This is a genomic window from Nesterenkonia aerolata, from assembly GCF_031470965.1.
Lineage (GTDB): Bacteria > Actinomycetota > Actinomycetes > Actinomycetales > Micrococcaceae > Nesterenkonia > Nesterenkonia aerolata.
In genome coordinates, this window is record NZ_JAVKGR010000013.1 from 1 (window position 1) to 18,421 (window position 18,421).

General features: G+C 66.0%; 14 protein-coding genes. 11 read left to right on the top strand and 3 right to left on the bottom strand.

The window, feature by feature from the left end; all coding sequences use genetic code 11:
* Nucleotides 1–39 precede the first annotated feature (39 nt).
* A complete protein-coding gene (locus RIL96_RS10085; protein ID WP_310548893.1) occupies nucleotides 40–399 on the bottom strand; it encodes a GNAT family N-acetyltransferase in 360 nt (119 codons plus the stop codon).
* A 1,429-nt stretch (nucleotides 400–1,828) separates the two neighbouring features.
* Nucleotides 1,829–2,593 (bottom strand): FadR/GntR family transcriptional regulator, encoded by a 765-nt coding sequence (locus RIL96_RS10090; RefSeq protein ID WP_310548894.1) that lies wholly within the window; start codon nucleotides 2,591–2,593, stop codon nucleotides 1,829–1,831.
* Between the two features lie 77 nt (nucleotides 2,594–2,670).
* Here RIL96_RS10090 and RIL96_RS10095 point away from each other — a divergent pair, with 77 nt between their 5' ends.
* The 9 genes from RIL96_RS10095 to RIL96_RS10135 all read left to right on the top strand — a co-directional run bounded on the left by RIL96_RS10095 (nucleotide 2,671) and on the right by RIL96_RS10135 (nucleotide 13,845).
* Nucleotides 2,671–4,326, top strand: coding sequence for an ABC transporter substrate-binding protein (locus tag RIL96_RS10095; RefSeq protein WP_310548895.1), 1,656 nt, complete (start codon nucleotides 2,671–2,673; stop codon nucleotides 4,324–4,326).
* 118 nt (nucleotides 4,327–4,444) lie between these two features.
* Nucleotides 4,445–5,401 carry an ABC transporter permease gene (locus tag RIL96_RS10100; RefSeq protein WP_310548896.1) on the top strand — a complete coding sequence of 319 codons (957 nt, stop codon included), beginning with the start codon at nucleotides 4,445–4,447 and terminating at the stop codon, nucleotides 5,399–5,401.
* Nucleotides 5,402–5,409: 8 nt separating this feature from the next.
* On the top strand, nucleotides 5,410–7,413 hold the full coding sequence (locus tag RIL96_RS10105) for a dipeptide/oligopeptide/nickel ABC transporter permease/ATP-binding protein (RefSeq protein WP_310548897.1): 2,004 nt from the start codon (nucleotides 5,410–5,412) through the stop codon (nucleotides 7,411–7,413).
* The gene (locus tag RIL96_RS10110; RefSeq protein ID WP_310548898.1) at nucleotides 7,410–8,219 is read left to right on the top strand and encodes an ABC transporter ATP-binding protein; all 810 of its coding nucleotides are present in this window, start codon (nucleotides 7,410–7,412) and stop codon (nucleotides 8,217–8,219) included. Before RIL96_RS10105 ends, RIL96_RS10110 begins: the two co-directional genes overlap by 4 nt.
* A gap of 26 nt (nucleotides 8,220–8,245) precedes the next feature.
* Nucleotides 8,246–9,172, top strand: coding sequence for a dihydrodipicolinate synthase family protein (locus RIL96_RS10115; protein WP_310548899.1), 927 nt, complete (start codon nucleotides 8,246–8,248; stop codon nucleotides 9,170–9,172).
* Nucleotides 9,169–10,242, top strand: coding sequence for an ROK family protein (locus tag RIL96_RS10120; protein WP_310548900.1), 1,074 nt, complete (start codon nucleotides 9,169–9,171; stop codon nucleotides 10,240–10,242). Before RIL96_RS10115 ends, RIL96_RS10120 begins: the two co-directional genes overlap by 4 nt.
* On the top strand, nucleotides 10,239–10,937 hold the full coding sequence (locus RIL96_RS10125; protein ID WP_310548901.1) for an N-acetylmannosamine-6-phosphate 2-epimerase: 699 nt from the start codon (nucleotides 10,239–10,241) through the stop codon (nucleotides 10,935–10,937). The genes RIL96_RS10120 and RIL96_RS10125 overlap by 4 nt, the downstream gene beginning before the upstream one ends.
* Nucleotides 10,938–10,975: 38 nt before the next feature.
* On the top strand, nucleotides 10,976–11,725 hold the full coding sequence (locus tag RIL96_RS10130; RefSeq protein ID WP_310548902.1) for a glucosamine-6-phosphate deaminase: 750 nt from the start codon (nucleotides 10,976–10,978) through the stop codon (nucleotides 11,723–11,725).
* Nucleotides 11,726–11,862: 137 nt separating this feature from the next.
* A complete protein-coding gene (locus RIL96_RS10135) occupies nucleotides 11,863–13,845 on the top strand; it encodes an exo-alpha-sialidase (RefSeq protein ID WP_310548903.1) in 1,983 nt (660 codons plus the stop codon).
* A gap of 48 nt (nucleotides 13,846–13,893) precedes the next feature.
* On the opposite strand, the gene dsdA is transcribed toward RIL96_RS10135, so the two are convergent.
* A complete protein-coding gene (gene dsdA, locus RIL96_RS10140; protein WP_310548904.1) occupies nucleotides 13,894–15,252 on the bottom strand; it encodes a D-serine ammonia-lyase in 1,359 nt (452 codons plus the stop codon).
* Between the two features lie 108 nt (nucleotides 15,253–15,360).
* Here dsdA and RIL96_RS10145 point away from each other — a divergent pair, with 108 nt between their 5' ends.
* Complete coding sequence (locus tag RIL96_RS10145; RefSeq protein WP_310548905.1) at nucleotides 15,361–16,215, top strand: aminotransferase class IV; 855 nt, start codon at nucleotides 15,361–15,363, stop codon at nucleotides 16,213–16,215.
* Nucleotides 16,196–18,352: an aminodeoxychorismate synthase component I gene (gene pabB / locus RIL96_RS10150; protein WP_310548906.1), complete on the top strand. Its 2,157-nt coding sequence runs from the start codon at nucleotides 16,196–16,198 to the stop codon at nucleotides 18,350–18,352. Before RIL96_RS10145 ends, pabB begins: the two co-directional genes overlap by 20 nt.
* Nucleotides 18,353–18,421: the final 69 nt, after the last annotated feature.

The window sequence follows — 18,421 nt, forward strand, 5'->3', positions numbered from 1 at the left end:
ACAAGGGCGCGAGCCCCTTGACTCACGACACCTCCACACTCAACCGCGAATGGCCCCGATACCAGCCCCGTGTGCGCTTGCCAACAGATAGATCGCGAACAGATGCAAAGGCCTACTGACAGGGAAACCATGCTCGGCGTCAGGACCCGTAGCTTTGCCAGAGTTGGCGAAGCCGATGATCTGCCCTTCCCGGACGGCGACGACCATGCGCCCCGGTCGTGGATCAAGCCGGAGATAGCTGTTCCACATCGTCACGCGACCCTGGTAGGCCTCTTCGTCAAAGAATCGCTCGTCCAGCACACCCGAATACGTCTCACGCCAGCTATCGACATGAACGCGCGCAATGCCCGTCGCGTCATCAACTACAGCGTCACGAATCTGCGCGGACTCAACATCCATCACTCAAAGATACCGTGGAGGTGAGTGCAGTCGCCAAGACGGGGCCAAACACGACATGGACTATTCACCGCACCAGCGAGGATTAACCGGGTCTCGATCTGACCACGCTGGCATAGTATTCCATTCGAATGCGTTAAGCGCCTCAGTTTCTGCGGATACTCTCCAATTAAGAACGCTGGGAGCCTCTATAGAAGCATTATAAAATATACATATTATATATTAATGGTTAATAAATTATCCCCATAAGGTCGGAGCAAAATCAACAACATCCCACCGGCTAAGACCAAGCCCCTTCTACTGGAGAGTCAACTAGTCGATGAATACTCTCAAGAACACACAGTCACGCTGAGATTCAGCACGCCCGGCCTCAATCAAGCTCCGGACTTACCAGCCGGCATGCAGCTTTGCCATACCGGCTGGGTGAATGGAGCTGGGGTCGCGTTTCATGCTGGAAGCCCAGCAGCCCTGAAGATAGGTACTGATCTGCTCTACTATGCATGCTGCCTCTCGCCCAATAAGTCATCCGTAAATCTCTAATAGAATTTTCCTAACCAGTCGGCAAATTCCTTGCCATCTCCCCTGCCTATGAAGCAGCTTCTTCTGGATCTAACCGGAGAGGGGAGATAACTTCCCCATTGTCTCGTCTCGATTCTGCTCATGCTCCACTCACCACCGATTTTCATGGCTAACTTCAGTCCGGCTTCCTGCAGTTTAGGTACAGCAGGGCTGATGCCTTATGAATACGTAGCAGACGAGCACCTCGAAGAATTTTTCACAGGAGTATCTGTAATCTTTTCCTCGAAACTGATTAAGAAGGTGACCAATCCCAGCCGCACTAGGCCCTACTTGAGACTGATACTTCTAATCGGGGATGAGATAGCATCTGCATATATCTTCTTGGTGCAACCGAGCCACGGGCTACTGCACGGCCGTCGATCATAACGCTCAACGATGAGAGCGTGCAGGTCGCCCTCATGAGCTACCTCAATCTTGGCCGCGCCCATACCCAACTCAACAGTAGTCTTCATGTTGAGAGCTTCGTAGATGTGATGGGCTCTGTGGTCGCGCAGACGCGGTCTAATGACGTGAGTCGTCGATGTTGAATCATGCGGGATGCCCCAAGTATTGTGCGCCGTTCACGCAGGCACTCCTACATCTCGCATGCTCCGGAACCTCCTCAGACCCCAATAACCGTTCGGCAATAAACACATTTATTACGGTTCCACTATAAGTAGGAATATAGCCCAGCGGCCATACCCCTCACTCATCTTTCCCGGCGTCAGGAACTACCCGGTCACTCCAGCGCTGACCCACCCCCTCCGATCGTGAATCCCTGGCTTTGTGAGGTATCCCGTGGAACATACGGCGGGAGAACTCACAAAGCCAGGGATTCTCGATCTGCAGTGCGGGCAGTGGGGGCGGGACCCCTTCAGCCTTCCAGCAGCTCTTGGAGGTGGGCGTAGTGGTCCCGCACGGCGGCGCGGTAGGCCTCCGCGTCGCCGTCTTCGGCTGCCTGGAGCATCGCTCCGTGCGCCGCAGCAGTGCGCAGCAGGCCATCCTCCCCGGCCGGGTCGAGATCGGGGATCACCGCCATGTGGACCAGCCACATCGAAGAGGTCATCTGCTGCACCAGCGTGCCCTCCACACGATCCAGCAGACCGTTGTGGAAAGCGATGTCCTCCTCCAGGAACCGCTCCCCCGCCCGCGCCTTGGCTTCCATCCCCTGCACCAGCTCGCGCAGATCCGGGTTCTTCGTGCCGGCCATCGTCGCGGTGATCTCATCAGCCAGGCCCAAGTCCAAGTACAGCCTGACCTTGACCACCTCGGCCAGAGACTTCTGATTCGACGCCTGCTGCAGTGATGACCGCAGCACCAGAGTCTGCACCAGCGGCGTCAACGACATCTGCCCGACGAAGCTCCCGCGCCCCTGTTTGACCTCGACGATGTCCAGCGCCTCCAGCTTCCGCAGCGCCTCCCGCACCGAAGAGCGCGAGACACCGAGATCCTTGCACAGCGTGGCCTCAGTGGGCAGCGCATCCCCCGGCTGCAGCCCCTCACGCAGGATGTATGACTTGATCGCATCCGTCGTCGCCGCCGAGCGATTGATCATGTCGATGCTCGTCAGGCGCTCATCGATCTTCAGATTCACAGCGGCCAACATGCCGAGCTCTTGCGAGAGTCTGTCTGAGGTCATATATTGATGCTACTCCATCTGATGTCAGATGTCAGACAACTGAACAGGCATCACTCGCCTCCGAGAGGAACCACCCCATGCACACCCGCACCGCTGGGCTGAAGACCATCACCGGACTGTCCCTCACCGCCCTGGCGCTCTCCGCCTGCGGCGGCTCCGCCGGCGACAACGGCGACGCCGCTGACGAGGACACCCACATCACCGCGGCGATGGCCTACGAGACCGACAACTACCACCCCTCCTCCACCACCTCTGCCCTCGCCCACAGCGCGAACTGGCACGTGGTGGAAGGTCTCTACGAGCTGGACATGACCAACGCCGAGCCCTACGCCGCCCTCGCCGCGGACGAGGAGCTCGAGGAGATCTCCGAGACCGAATATCAGGTCACTCTCCGCGAGGACGCCGCCTTCTCCGACGGCACTCCGGTCACCGCCGACGACGTCGTCGCCTCCTTCGAACGGACGATGGACCCAGAGAACATCTACGCCCCGATGCTGGACTTCATCGACGAGGTCACCGCCGAGGACGAGCAGACCGTCACCATCTCGCTGAACCACCCCTTCACGCTGATCAAGGAGCGTCTGCCGCTGGTCAAGATCGTCCCCGAGGACGCCACTGACGAGGACCTGACCGCCCAGCCCATCGGCTCCGGCCCCTGGAAGTACGACTCCATCAGCCAGGACTCCATCGAGTTCAGCCCCAACGAGGAGTACACCGGCAACCGCCCCGCCGAGGCCGGTTCCATGGAGTTCCAGATCATCCTGGACGACACCGCCCGCATCACCGCCCTGCAGGAGGGCACCGTGCAGGCCGTGGAGTCCGTACCGCAGGACATGACCGAGATCGTCACCGGCGCCGGCGCAGAGATCGAATCCGTCCAGGGCTTCAACCTGCCGTTCCTGATGTTCAACACCGGCCAGGAGCCCTTCGACGACCCGCAGGTCCGCCAGGCGTTCTTCTACGCGGTGAACACCGAACAGCTCATCGACAACGCGCTCGACGGCACCGCCAGCCCCGCCACTTCCTTCCTGCCGGAGGATCACCCGAACTACAACGAGGCCTCCACGGTCTACGACCACGACCCCGAGGAGGCCGAGCGCCTGCTCGAGGAGGCCGGCGTCGAGGACCTCTCCATCACCCTGCTGACCACTGATCACCCGTGGATCACGGATCTCGCCCCGCAGATCATGAACGACCTCCAGGAGATCGGCGTCGACGTCAGCCTGCAGGAGGAGGCCTCAGCCTCGCTGTACGCCAACCACACCGACGTCGACGACCCGACCTACGACGTCGCGCTGGCACCGGGAGACCCCTCCATCTTCGGCTCCGACCCGGACCTGCTGATGAACTGGTGGTACGGCGACAACATCTGGACCTCCTCGCGCTCGCAGTGGGCAGAGTCCGAGGCCTTCGACGACCTCCACGAGATCCTCGACGAGGCCGTCGAAGCCGACGAGGACGAGCAGCAGCAGCTGTGGAACGACGCCTTCGACCTGGTCTCCGAAGAGGTGCCGATCTACCCGCTGTTCCACCGCGAGGTCATCACCGGCTACGACTCCGAGACCCTCGAGGGCTTCTCCCCCATCGGCACCACCGGCCTGAGCTTCCTGGAGACGGCCTCCGAGGACGAGGGCGAAGCCGGCGACGGCGAGGACGCCGACGACAGCGACAGTGCCGACGACACCGGCAATGACACCGAGGAGGACACCGAGGACGACTCCGAGGAGGAGTGACCCCACCGCTCCAGTCGGCCGGGCCAGCGAGGATCTGAGGCATCCCCAGAATCCGCTGACCCGGCCGATCTGAGCCACGTCCGCCGTCTCACCCACCCCGTCCGCAGCGGAGCAGTCCATGAACAACATCCTCAGACTCATCGGTCGACGTCTGATCGCGCTACCGGTGATGGTCCTGGGAGTCACGTTCCTCGTGTTCTTCCTGATGTCCTTCTCGAACATCGACCCCGCCTATCAGGCGCTCGGCGAAGGAGCCAGCCCCGAGGCCCTCGAGGCCTACCGCGAAGCCCAGGGCCTCAACGACCCGTGGCTCGTACAGTTCGGCGCCTTCCTCGCCGGCATGATCCAAGGTGATCTGGGCACCTACGGCAGCAACCAGGCCTCCGTGGCCACCCGCGTGGCCGAGGCCTTCCCGGTGACCCTGGAGCTGACCTTCATCGGCCTGTTCCTCTCGATCATCATCGCCCTGCCGCTGGGCGTCCTCGCCGCACTGTTCCGCGACGGCTGGCCCGACCAGGCGATCCGCATCATCTCCATCGTCTTCCTGGCCACCCCCTCCTTCTGGCTGGCGGTGCTGCTGATCCTGCTGTTCTCCGCGAACCTGGGGATGTTCCCCGCCTCCGGTGAGCTGCCGGGCTTCTTCGAAGACCCTGGGGGCTATATCGACCGGATGATGCTGCCCGCCTTCGCCCTCGCCGTACCGGTGGCCGGTTCGCTGATCCGCATCGTGCGGACCTCGATGGTCGAGGAGCTGGACAAGGACTACGTGCGCACCGCTCTGGGTGCGGGCATCCCCAAACCGGTGGTCATCGCCCGCAACGTGCTGCGTAACGCCCTGATCACCCCGGTGACCGTGGTCGGGCTGCGCATCGGCTACCTGATGGGCGGTGCCGTCGTCATCGAAGTCATCTTCAACATGCCCGGTATGGGTATGACCATCCTGCAGGGTGTCCAGCAGAACTACCCGACCCTGGTGCAGGGCGTGGTGCTCGTCGTCGCCTTGGCGTTCATCGTCATCAACATCATCGTCGACCTGCTGTACCTGCTCATCAACCCGAGAATCCGGGCGGTGTGACCTTCACTATGAGACCTCACCTGACAGAGAAGCTGCAGAACGCCGGACGGCTGCGCGGATTCCGCCGCATGCCCTGGGGATCGAAGATCTCCCTGGTGGTGCTGGCCGTCGTCGCCTTCGCGGCGGCCTTCGCCCCGCTGGTCGCGCCCCATGACCCGATCGAGATCTTCTCCGCCCGGCAACCCCCGGGCGGGGACCACATCTTCGGCACCGACGAGAAGGGCCGCGACGTCCTCTCCCGGATGATCTATGGTGCCCGGTATTCACTGGTCATCGGGCTCTGCGCCACTGGTTTGGCCCTGCTCTCCGGGGCGATCCTCGGCTCCGTCGCCGCGGTGTCGAAGAAGCCGATCTCCGAGACCATCATGCGCATCATGGACATCATCATGTCCTTCCCGGGCATCGCCCTGGCTGCGGTGTACGTCTCCGTGTTCGGCAACTCCCTGACGATCATCGTCGTCGCCATCGGGTTCCTCTACATGCCGCAGCTGACCCGCGTGGTCCGAGCCAATGTGCTCTCGGCCTACGGGGAGGACTACGTCAACGCAGCACTGGTCTCCGGCGCGCGTGCCCCGTGGATCCTGATCAAGCACGTCACCCGCAACACCGCGGCACCGGTGATGGTCTTCGCCACGATCCTGGTGGCCGATGCCATCGTGTTCGAGGCCTCACTGACCTTCATCCAGGCCGGTATCAGCGAACCCACTCCCACCTGGGGCAACATCCTCTCCGATGCGCGCAACGGCGTGCTGGCCGGGCGGTGGTGGCAGGCCCTCTACCCGGGTCTGGCGATCATGATCACCGTACTGTGCCTGAACATCCTCTCCGAGGGCATCACCGATGCCATGGTCTCCACCCCCTCCTCGGCCACGCCGCAGACGCAGGTCAGCGGCCGGCGCAGCTCGGACCGTCTGCTGCTGGACCCGGCGGCCGCGCACCGCGAGCAGGAGGAGCAGCTGGAGGCACGATTGGCCCGGCTGGCCGAGGTCGAGTCCCAGCGTGCTGACCGCCGTGACCCGATCACCGAGGGTGAGCCGCTACTGGAGGTGGAGAACCTCTCGATCCGTTTCCCCCGTCACGGTGCAGTGGACGTCGTCGACGACGTCTCCTTCTCTGTGCGCCCCGGGGAGACGATGGGACTGGTCGGTGAATCCGGCTGCGGCAAGTCCATCACCTCCCTGGCGATCATGGGCCTGCTGGACCCCCGGGCGGAGATCCGCGGGGAGGTCCGTTACCAGGGCAGGAATCTGCTGAGCATGCCTGCGGCCGAGCGCCGTGAGCTGCTGGGCCGCGAGATGGCGATAATCTACCAGGATGCGCTGTCCTCGCTGAACCCGTCGATGCTGATCCGCGCCCAGCTCAAACAGCTGACCTCCCGCGGTGGGACACGCTCGGCGGAGGAGCTGCTGGAGCTGGTCGGGCTGGATCCGCAGCGGACCCTGGCCTCCTATCCGCATGAGCTCTCCGGCGGGCAGCGTCAGCGTGTGCTGATCGCGATGGCACTGACCCGGGATCCGAAGCTGGTCATCGCCGATGAGCCGACCACCGCCTTGGACGTCACCGTGCAGCGGCAGGTGATCGACCTGCTCAATGAGCTGCGCGACCGCCTCGGCTTCGCCATGGTCTTCGTCTCCCACGACCTCGCCCTGGTGGCGGAGGTCGCCCACCGGGTGACGGTGATGTATGCCGGGCAGGTGGTCGAGCAGGCTCCGACGAAGGAGCTGCTGATCAATCCGGTCCATGAGTACACCCGCGGGCTGCTGGGTTCGGTGCTCTCCATCGAGTCCGGTGAAGGCCGGCTGCACCAGGTGCCCGGCACGGTGCCCTCGCCGAAGGACTTCCCCTCCGGTGACCGGTTCGCACCACGTTCCTCCCATCCGGAGATCGGCGCCGACATCCGCCCGCAGAGGAGACAGGTGGGCGAGAGCGAGCACTTCTACGCCGCACTTCCCGAACACCCCCACGCAACTGAGCACACAGCCAGCGAGCACACAGCAGGAGGCTCACGATGACATCAGCATCGGATCAGACCCCGCTCATCGACCTGCAGGACGTCGAAGTCACGTTCACCTCACGCACCGGTTCGCTGTTCCGGCCGAATAAGGTCCACGCGGTCCAGGGCGTGACCATGCAGCTGCGCCGCGGGGAAACCCTGGGCATCGTCGGCGAATCCGGCTGCGGGAAGTCCACCACAGCCAATGTGATGTGCGGGCTGCAGCCGCCCACCGGCGGGAAGATCTTCTTCCAGGGCCACGAGGTCACCCGGCGTTCGGCCGCCGACCGACGCCGTATCGGCCGGTTGGTCTCCGTGGTCTTCCAGGATCCCTCCACCGCGCTGAACCCACGCATGGCGATCCGCGAGCAGCTGAAGGATCCGCTGCGCGTGCATCGGGTCGGCACGGCTGAGGAGCGCGAGGAGAAGGTGGAGGCCCTCATCGAGATGGTCGGGCTGCCGGCCTCGGCGCTGGATGCGCTGCCCGCTCAGCTCTCCGGCGGACAGCGGCAGCGGGTGGCCATCGCCCGCGCCCTGGCCTTGGAGCCCTCGGCGATCATCGCCGATGAGCCCACCTCCGCACTGGACGTCTCAGTCCGTGCCCAGATCCTCAACCTCTTCACGGACCTGAAGCAGGAGCTGGGATTGGCGATGGTCTTCATCTCCCATGACATCCAGACGGTCCGCTACGTCTCGGACCGGATCGCGGTGATGAACCACGGCGTGGTGGTGGAGGAAGGCCCCGCCGCGCAGGTCCTGGAGGACCCGCAGGACGACTACACACGCAAGCTGTTGGGTGCGGCGCCGTCGCTGCTGCACCCGTGAGCCCGATCGACAGGAGCATTAGGACGATGGTTTCCCCCACTGACTCTTTCCGCGGGGTCATCCCCCCGGTCATCACGCCCCTGACCACAGACGGTGAGCTCGACGTCGCCTCCTACGCCGCAGTGCTGGAGCGGCTGATCGACGCCGGCGTCGACGGTCTGTTCCTGCTGGGTTCCTCCGGTGAGGCGGCGTTCTCCACCGATGCCCGCCGCCGGGAGATCCTGGCTGAGGGGATGCGGATCGTCGACGAGCGTGTGCCGGTCTTCGCCGGTGTCATCGACACGCAGACCGAGCGGGTCGTCGCTCAGGCGCGCACGGCCCAGGAGCTGGGCGTCGATGCGCTGGTCGCCACGGCCCCGTTCTATGCGCTGGGCGGACCGGAGGTCGTCGAGCGGCATTTCCGGGTGATCCGTGAGCGTGTGGATCTGCCGCTGTTCGCCTATGACATCCCGGTGTGTGTGCACACCAAACTGGAGGCGGCGATGCTGCTACGCCTGGGCTCCGAGGGCATCATCGACGGCGTGAAGGATTCCTCCGGCGATGATGTCGCCTTCCGGCAGCTGGCCCGTGCCAATGCGGCGGCGGGCCGTCCGCTGGCGCTGCTGACCGGCCATGAGGTCGTCGTTGACGGTGCGTACCTCTCCGGGGCCGACGGCGCGGTGCCGGGCTTGGCGAATGTCTCCCCGGAGCCGTTCGTGGAGCAGTGGCGGGCCGCTCAGGCCGGCGACTGGGACACCGTCCGGCTGCTGCAGGATGAGCTGGCGGATCTCATGCGGATCGTCGCGGTGACCAGTGGTGTCAGCGGTTACGGTGCTGGTGTGGGTTCCTTCAAGACGGCGCTGCAGCTGATGGGTGTGATCCGCACCAATACGATGACCGAACCTGTCGCCGCCCTGGAGGGCGAGAACGTGCGGGCCATTGCGGCAGTGCTGGAGGAGGCCGGGCTGCTGTGACCGAGCCTCGGGGTGCCGCGCGGCGCATACTGGCCGTGGATATCGGGGGGACGAAGATCGCCGCCGCCCCGGTCACCCTCTCCGATGCCCCCGAGGCGCGTGCCGCGCTGGGCCCGGTGCGCACGACGGCGACAGCCGCAGCTCGGGGAGGCCCGGCGGTGCTGCGGCGGGTGGTGGAGCTCGCGCTCGCCGTCGCCGAGGAGCACGCGGCTGAGAATCCCGACGGCCCCGGGCTCAGTGCGGTGGGAATCGCCAGCGCCGGTGTGGTCGATACTGTACGCGGCCGCATCACCTCAGCCACTTCTCTGATGCCGGGGTGGGCGGGGACGGACCTCGCCTCAGCGGTGGGTGAAGCGCTCGGCCTGCCGGTGCGGGTGCTCAACGACGTCCACGCCCATGGATATGGGGAATGGGCGCACGGGTTCGGCGCCGGCTCCGGCTCTCTGCTGCTGGCCGCAGTGGGAACCGGGCTGGGTGGGGCGCTGATCGACGAGTCCCGGCTGCTGCTCGGCGCCCGCTCGATGGCCGGGCATCTGGGGCATATGAACCACACCGCCGCGGCCGGTCTCGAATGCAGCTGCGGACGTACCGGCCATATCGAGTCCATCGCCTCGGGCACCGGCGTCGCCGCCTGGTACAAGCAGCGGATGCGACGCGGGGATCCGCCGGCTGAGACCGGGCAGCATGTCGCTGAGCTCGCCGCACTCGGCCAGGACACCGCCCAGGCGGTGATTCGCGAGTCCGCGAGCGCACTCGGTGAGGTCCTCGGCTCTGCCGCTCACCTGCTGGACCCAGCCCATGTGGTGGTCAGCGGCTCTGTGGCTGAGGCGGGCGTGCTGTGGTGGGATGCCCTGCGAGAAGGGTTCGCCGGCACGGTGATGGACCCCCTGGCAGATCTGCAGCCCCGGCTCGGGGCCTTGGGCTCCGGGGCTCCGCTGATCGGTGCGGCCGTCTTCGCAGACGGCGGTGGCACACTCACTCACACGCCCCATCACGCGCCCCATCACACGCTCAGTGATACGGCTAGCGACGCGCACGGTGACGAAGACGACGAAGGGGATCGCCGATGACGGCCGCACGGACTGAAGAATTGCTTGCCAAGCTGCGCGGGGGGCTCATCGTCTCCTGTCAGGCGTATCCGGGTGAGCCGATGCGTCATCCCGAGACGATGGCCCAGATCGCCCAGGCGGCAGAGATCGGCGGTGCGGCGGGGATCCGCTGTCAGGGCCTGGCCGATATCTCCGCGATCGTCGGGCAGGTGCAGGTGCCGGTCATCGGGATCTGGAAGGACGGAGACTCGGGCGTGGTGATCACTCCGACGCTGCGTCATGCCCGCAGCTGCCTCGCCGCCGGTGCCGACATCGTGGCCTTGGACGCCACCGCCCGGCCGCGGCCCGACGGGCTGAGTGTCGCCGAGACTGCTCGAGCCCTGCATGATGAAGGCGCCGTGCTCATGGCCGACTGCGGCTCGCGCGCCGATGCGGAGCGCGCCGCGGCGGCCGACGTGGCCATCCTTTCGACGACTCTGGCCGGCTACTCCGGCGATCGCCCGGCCACCGAGGGGCCGGACCTGGAGCTTCTGGCGCAGATCGTCGAGGACCACCCGGAACGTCCGGTGATCGCCGAGGGCAGGATTCGGACCCCGGAGGACGCGGCGGCGGCGTTGGAGGCTGGCGCGTGGGCCGTCGTCGTCGGGACCGCGATCACGCATCCGACCTCCCTGACGAGGCGTTTCCATGCGAGCCTGAAGGAGGGACGTCGATGAAGGGCACTGTGACGGACGAAGGAAATAGGTGCGGCACCATGAACCTGGTTGACGTGTTCGCCGATCCGGCGGCGATTGCGGCCGCGGCTGTAGATCGTATCGAGGCGGCGCTGGCAGCCGCGGAGGCTTCCCCGACGTTGGGGGTGGCCACGGGTTCGAGCCCCGGCGCGGTGTATGAGCTGCTGCGGGCGAAGCACCGCGAGGGCACGTTCTCCCTGGACGGGGTCTCCGCGGTGGCCCTGGATGAGTACCGGGGCCTGCCTGCGGCGCATGAACAGCGCTACCGCACGGTGTTGCGCAGGGAGCTGGTGGGCGCTGCGCGGACCGGGCTGCGCGAGGAGGATCTGCACGTCCCCGATGCCGACGCGGTGGATCCGGAGACTGCTGCGGTGCACTTCGAGGGGCGGATCACCGCACTCGGTGGGGTGGATCTGCAGCTGCTGGGACTCGGGGCGAACGGGCATATCGGCTTCAACGAGCCGGGGACGGGCTTCGATGCCCGGACGCACCTAACCACCCTGGAGGACTCCACCCGCCGGGCCAATGCGCGGTTCTTCCACGGTGACCTCTCCCAGGTGCCGCAGTATGCGATGACTCAGGGGTTGGCGACGATCCTTGAGGCACGGGAGATCGTGCTGATCGCGGTCGGTGCGGAGAAGGCTGAAGCGGTGCGGGCGATGCTGCACGGCCCGGTCACCGCAGACTGCCCGGCCAGCGTGCTGCAACGGCATCCCCGGGTGAGCGTTCTGCTCGATGAGGCCGCCGCATCAGTGCTCGACGAGCAGTGACACCTGGCCGCAGCTGAGCCAGCCTTTTCCCGTGATGTTATTTACATCACATCAGAGAGCGCCTAGGGTGAGATCAGTTGTCAGACATGTGATGTCTGAGAGCGCTGTGACGGACACACCGAAAGGACTGACCGCCCATGCGTCACCGACGCCACCGCCAGCGGAGCACACCACCGGGATGGAAGGCCGCCATCGCGCTGCCGGCCGCCGCGCTGATGATCGCCACGGCCCCCGGCGCACTGGCCCAACCCGAAGCCCAGCCGGACGCCCAGCCCGACACCCAGCCTGAGGAAACTCTGAGGGCCTCGGCGGTGAGTACAGCGGAGGCAGGTGCAGCGGGCACGGACTTCGACGTCGAACGTGGGCTGGAGCCGTTCTTCGAAGAGCAGCAGCTGGCGAGCAACGGTGAGGACGGCTGGCCCAACTACCGGATTCCCGCACTGATGGTGACCAACGACGGCGATCTCCTCGCCTCCTACGACGGCCGGCCCACCGCTGCTGACTCGCCGGCTCCGAACTCGATCCTGCAGCGCCGCAGCACCGACGGCGGCCAGACCTGGCAGGAGCAGACCATCATCAACGAAGGGTCCACCGAGGAGCCCATCGAGGGCTATTCAGATCCCAGCTACCTGGTGGACCGGCAGACCGGCAGCATCTTCACCTTCCACGTGAAGTCCTACGACGCCGGATTCTGGGACAGCGCCACCGGCACCGACCCCGACCGCCGGGACATCATCCACGCGCAGGTGGCACGCTCCGACGACGGCGGACACACCTGGACCGATGAGACCATCACCGAGGACATCACCCCGGATGAGGGGTGGACCTCGCGCTTCGCCGCCGCCGGGCAGGGAATCCAGCTGAAGTACGGGCCCCATGCCGGCCGGCTGATCCAGCAGTACACGATCATGGACTCCGACGGCGCCTTCCGGGCGGTCTCGGTGTACTCCGATGATCACGGGGAGACCTGGCAGGCCGGTGAACCGGTCGGCGTCGGGATGGATGAGAACAAGACCGTGGAACTCTCCGACGGCCGCGTGATGCTCAATTCGCGGGACTCGGAGCGCTCCGGCTACCGCAAAGTGGCGATCTCCGAGGACGGCGGGCACTCCTACGGGGAGGTGTACATCGACGAGCAGCTGCCTGATCCGGCGAACAACGGCTCGATCATCCGGGCGTTCCCCAACGCCCCGGAGGGCAGCGACGAGGCGCAGGTGCTGCTGTTCTCCAACGCCGGGAGCTCGACGGAGCGCAGCAACGGGGTGGTCCGTATGTCCTGCGACGACGGCGAGACCTGGCCGGCGTCCCGCGTGTTCGCCCGCGGAGGGATGGCCTACTCGACGCTGGTCACCCAGGCCGACGGCTCCATCGGTCTGCTCTATGAGCCCGAGGGCGGCAACGGCGGTATCCGCTATGCCAACTTCAGCCTGGCCTGGCTCGGTGAGCTCTGCGCCGGAATGAGCGCTGAGGATGTGCGCGCTTCGGCGGGCTCCGAGGCCGAGGCCGCCGTGCAGCTGAGCAACCAGGAGGCTGAGGCGCTCACCGGGGGCCAGCTGGAGATGGAGCTGCCCGACGGCTGGGGCGGCGGTTCCGCGGAGGTGGCCGAGGTCCCGGCCGGGTCTGAGGCGGAGGCCGCAGTGGCCTTCACGGTGCCCGAGGGTGCCGCGCCCGGCTCACATGACGTGCCGGTGACCTTCACCTCGGAGCAGGGGAGCTTTGAGGCGTACCTGAGCGTGGTGGTCACACCTGCTGATGAGGCTTCGCTGGCCGTCGACGTCGAGCATGTGGACCCTGGGGAGCCCGGCAGCTACACCGCCGGTGACAGGCTGCGGTTCGACTTCTCCGTGACCAGCTTCGCCGATGAAGCCGTGGATGTGGTGCCCTCCGGTCCGCTGGATGACTTCGATCCGCGGGACGGTGCACCCAACTGCCGGTACCTGGCACTGGATGCGGGCGGCTCCTATGACTGTGACACGGCGAGCTATGAGCTGACGCAGGAGGACATCGACGCCGGTGTGCTGGAGCTGGAGACCGCGTGGAGCTCCACCTCTGCCGGCGAAGACGGCGACCCGCTCCAGGAGATCAGCGTCGCACTGCCGCCGGTCCCCCTCACCGACTGACCCCACCACCACCGCACGTTTATCCGAACTGCCTGCGGAATCCGAATGCTATAAGGCACGGATTCCGCAGGCGTTCCGGATAATCGCGTGGTGTTCGGCGTCGGGGACCATAGAACCGCCGGTGAGCCACGCGATATGAGTGGCTCGGTCATAAGCATCTCTGGTCAGCCCGGGCCGCGATGCGCCGTCATCGTCGAGGGCCTGCCCCACCATCGAGGCGGCCACCAGCCCGGCACAGGCCGAGGGCTCCAGCCGCGCTCCTTCAGCGTGATGGGCGCGCGCCGTCATCCCCACCAGGGACTCATCACTGACCGTGACGAACCCATCGATCAGCCCACCCATGTGACGGCCAACCAGTTCAGAGGGCCTCGGCACGGCAAGACCATCGGCGAGGGTCCGCCCGTCCAGGCCGATCTCATCGACGGCGATCCCCTCATCACGGCCGGTCAGCCGCCCCAGCATCACCGAGGGCGCATGAGTGGGCTCGACGAAGAAGCACCGCACCGCCTCCCCGAACTCCTGCTTCAACCCGAACGTCACCCCGCCGGGCGCCCCACCGACGCCGCAGGGCAGGTACACGAACAGCGGATGCTCAGCACTGAGCGGCATCGAGAGCGCCTGCAGCTGTCCTGCCAGGCGCCGTCCGGCCACCGCATACCCGGCGAACAGATCCAGCGAGCGCTCATCATCGACGAAATGCGCCTGCGGGTCTGCCTCAGCCTGCTGCCGGCCTTCAGCCATCGCCGCAGTGAAGTTGCCCGCATGCTCAACCACGTCCGCACCGACCTCACGCAGCCGCTGCTTCTTCCACGCTTTGGCGTCAGTGGACATATGCACGGTGACTGCCAGCCCCAATGCCCGCGCGGTCAGCCCGATCGACAGGCCCAAGTTGCCGGTAGAACCGACGACGATGCGGTGGGTGCCCAGCAGCTGAGCCACCGGCTCGCTGCGGAATGTCTCGACGGCGTCCTGGCCCATCAGCCCGGCCTCGGACACGATCCGTTCGGCAGCAGCCAACACTTCATGGATACCGCCGCGGGACTTCACTGATCCGGAGATCGGCAGCAGATCGTCGCGCTTGACCCAGAGATTCGGCGGGATGGCCGCACCCTCGACATCCTCTGTCAGGGCTACATCCTCTGTCAGGGCGCAGTGCAGGGCGGGGAACTTCTCCACGGGACTCTCCAGCACTCCGCCGGTGCGTCCGGTCTCGGGAAACAGCTGTTCCAGCAGCGGCGCGAACCACCGGAACCTCGCCTCTGCGACGTCGATGATCTGCGGATCGAGGTCTGACGGCGCGGTCTCAGCGGGGAACCATACAGTCGGCTGCGTCCGCGCGAGTCGGGCAGTCAGGGCCTCCCTCGTCGCCCCACTGGTATCCATCCCGGCATTCATACTGGTGCTCACGGCTCTGACCATGCCACACTCTTTTGCCCCTGACGACCGGTGCTGGGACAACCGGTACTGTGACGAGCAGTACTCTGGGATCGCCCCCGCACCGATGAGGACATTGCCGTGACCGAACTGCACCGCGTCTACGCCTGGACCGATGACGGCGGGCTCTCGCCGGCGCCCCCAGCACAGGCTTCGACGCAAGACCCGGCACAGGATCCCGTACCGTCATCCGCCCCACAGGTGTTCGATTCCTGGCTGGTCCTCGACGGCGCCGCCGTCGCCCTCGCACGTCACGAGCAGCGCTTCGCTCACGGGGTGCGGGCGCTGTTCCCCGATGCCCGTCCCGCTGCCCTGCACGGTTTCCTCGCGGAAGTACGCGATGCCCTCCCCCACACGGGGAGCTGGTGGCCGCGCATCGAAGCGCATCGCCGCGATACCCAGAACTCCGCAGGGACGCCGCAGCTGGTGCTGCGAATCCGCCCCGCACCCGAGCAGAACGGCGACGTCGTCCTCTGGTCGGGCGGCTCGGGTCTGGCGGCGCCGAAGCATCCCCGCCACAAGGGTCCCGACCAGCCGCTGTACTCTCAGCTGCGAGAGCTCGCCGCAGATCGCGGCGCCACTGACGCCGTCCTCATCGACGGCGACGGCCACGTCCTCGAAACTGACCATTCCGCTCTGGTGTGGTGGCGCGGTGACACCCTGTGTCTGCCCGCGCGGAGACTACCTCGTCTGCCGTCGGTCACTCAGGAGCAGCTCGTCGCTCTCGCTGAGCAGGCCGGGATTCCGGTTCGGCAGGAGTCCGTCCGGCCCGCCGAGCTTGACGGCCTGGAGATCTGGGCACTGAACGCCGCCCGCGGGGTGCGGCCGGTCAGCCGGTGGATCGGCGATGCCGCGCCGAGTGTGGCACCGCCGAGTGCCGCGGCACATCAGTGGCATCAGCGATGGAGGGCATCTGGTGCGCACCTGCCTGATTGATCACTACGATTCCTACACGTTCAACCTCTACCAGCTGATCTACCGGGTCTACGGCGTCGAACCGGTGGTGATCACCCACGACGATCCACACCTGAACCACGAGTTCCTCGCAGGATTCGACGCCCTGGTGCTCTCCCCGGGGCCGGGGATGCCGCAGCACGGTGCCGACGTCGGGCGGGTGCCTGAACTGCTGGGCTCCACCACGCTGCCCGTGCTCGGAGTGTGTCTGGGGCATCAGGAGCTGGGGCTGCTCGCCGGTGCCGACGTCGGCCCGGCGCCGCAGCCGCGTCACGGGCATATCAGCCCGGTCTCCCATACGGATCAGGGACTCTTTGCCGGACTGCCGCAGGGATTCGCTGTGGTGCGGTATCACTCACACTGCCTGCAGCGTCCTGTGCCGGATGAGCTGATCGTCGATGCCACGGCCGAAGACGGTGTGGTGATGGGGTTCCATCATGCCCGGCGGCCCTGGTGGGGGGTGCAGTTCCACCCGGAGTCCGTGGCCTCTGCCGGTGGGGAGCAGCTGTTGGAGAACTTCCGCACGCTGGCTCAGCCGACCGGTGCTGTGTCTGTGCCGTCTCCGCCCGGCTCCTCCGGGCAGGCTGCCGTCTCTGAGCCCCCGGTCACGTGGTCAGTGGTCACCTCACACGTTCCCCGCGCCGGTAAAGCCTCGCAGCTCCCCGACACGGCGCGCATCTTCGAAGCCGTCTGCGGGGATGATCCCTGGGCGTTCTGGTTGGATTCGAGCCGCGTGGTGGAGGGCTACTCCCGGTTCTCCTATCTGGGTGTGCCCGGCGGTGCGCACGGAGAGGTGCTCCGGTACAGGCTTCCCGCTGCTGATGGCGCCCAGGTGACGCCCGAGGTGGAGGTGATCGAGCCGATGAGCGGGCGCCTGTACTGCGAACCCGGCTCAATCTTCGATGTGCTCCCTCGCCGCCTGGAACAGCGGCGCCTGCGCTCACCAGACGCGAGGATGAGAGCGAGATCGATAGAAGGCCCCGGCACGACGTCGGCTCTGCCGTTCGAGATGGTCGGTGGCTACGTGGGCCATCTCAGCTACGAGCTCCGCGCCGAATGCGGATCTGACACGCACCACCGCTCAGCGACACATGACGCGGTGCTCGTCTCAGCGACCCGGTACGTCGTCGTCGATCACCTGACCGGGGACCTGTGGGCTGTCAGCACTTCACCGGAGGATGCCAATGACCTTGACGACGCGCAACGATGGGTGGGTGAGACGGCGCAACACCTCAAGCAGCTGCTGGGCACCCCGGAGGTCGCACCCCGCACTCGACCGACCCCGGCCCTGCCCGCCGCAGTGGACCCTCTGGCTCATCTCCGCCGGGACCGCGCGGGCTATCTGGAGGACGTCGAGGCCTGCCTGCGGCAGCTGCATGCCGGGGAGAGCTATGAGATCTGCCTGACCGACGAGTTCGTCCACCCGTTCGACGGCGATCCGCTGGCGGTGTACCTGGCTCAGCGCCAGCAGAATCCGGCCCCCTACGCGGCGTTTCTGCGGCTGGGCGAGACGCAGCTGCTGTGCTCCTCCCCGGAGCGGTTTCTGAAGATCGACGCATACGGCACCGCCGAATCCAAGCCGATCAAGGGGACGGCGCCGCGCTCGACTGATCCGCAGGCGGACGCCGAAGCCGCCGAAGAGCTGCGCACCTCATCGAAGACGTGGGCGGAGAACCTGATGATCGTGGACCTGCTGCGCAATGACCTCGGGAGGGTGTGCGAGGTCGGCTCAGTGGAGGTCCCGGAGTTCATGGCGGTGGAGTCCTACGCCACTGTGCATCAGCTCGTCTCCACTGTGCGGGGCCGTCTGCGCCAGGACATCGATGCCGTGGACGCGGTGCGCGCGTGCTTCCCCGGCGGGTCCATGACGGGAGCTCCGAAGCTGCGCACGATGCGGATCATCGAGGATCTCGAGCAGCGGGCGCGGGGACCCTATTCGGGGGCGATCGGCTACTTCAGCGCCGACGGGGCATGTGATCTCAACATCGTCATCCGGACTGCTGTCATCCACGACGGGGAGATCCGCGTCGGAGCAGGAGGTGCGGTGGTCCTGGACTCCGACCCAGCTGCCGAGTTCGACGAAATGATCACCAAGCTCCGCACCGCCCTTCCCCGCTGACTCTGGAGTTGGTGCCCTTTTGACGCCGAAATCAGGCTCAGAAGGGCACCAACTCCAGAGTCAACTTCA

Bases quoted from the DNA above. Each gene is read 5' to 3' on its own strand.
- RIL96_RS10085 (WP_310548893.1), bottom strand. From the start codon at position 399: ATGGATGTTGAGTCCGCGCAGATTCGTGACGCTGTAGTTGATGACGCG.
- RIL96_RS10090 (WP_310548894.1), bottom strand. From the start codon at position 2,593: ATGACCTCAGACAGACTCTCGCAAGAGCTCGGCATGTTGGCCGCTGTG.
- RIL96_RS10095 (WP_310548895.1), top strand. From the start codon at position 2,671: ATGCACACCCGCACCGCTGGGCTGAAGACCATCACCGGACTGTCCCTC.
- RIL96_RS10100 (WP_310548896.1), top strand. From the start codon at position 4,445: ATGAACAACATCCTCAGACTCATCGGTCGACGTCTGATCGCGCTACCG.
- RIL96_RS10105 (WP_310548897.1), top strand. From the start codon at position 5,410: ATGAGACCTCACCTGACAGAGAAGCTGCAGAACGCCGGACGGCTGCGC.
- RIL96_RS10110 (WP_310548898.1), top strand. From the start codon at position 7,410: ATGACATCAGCATCGGATCAGACCCCGCTCATCGACCTGCAGGACGTC.
- RIL96_RS10115 (WP_310548899.1), top strand. From the start codon at position 8,246: ATGGTTTCCCCCACTGACTCTTTCCGCGGGGTCATCCCCCCGGTCATC.
- RIL96_RS10125 (WP_310548901.1), top strand. From the start codon at position 10,239: ATGACGGCCGCACGGACTGAAGAATTGCTTGCCAAGCTGCGCGGGGGG.
- RIL96_RS10130 (WP_310548902.1), top strand. From the start codon at position 10,976: ATGAACCTGGTTGACGTGTTCGCCGATCCGGCGGCGATTGCGGCCGCG.
- RIL96_RS10135 (WP_310548903.1), top strand. From the start codon at position 11,863: ATGCGTCACCGACGCCACCGCCAGCGGAGCACACCACCGGGATGGAAG.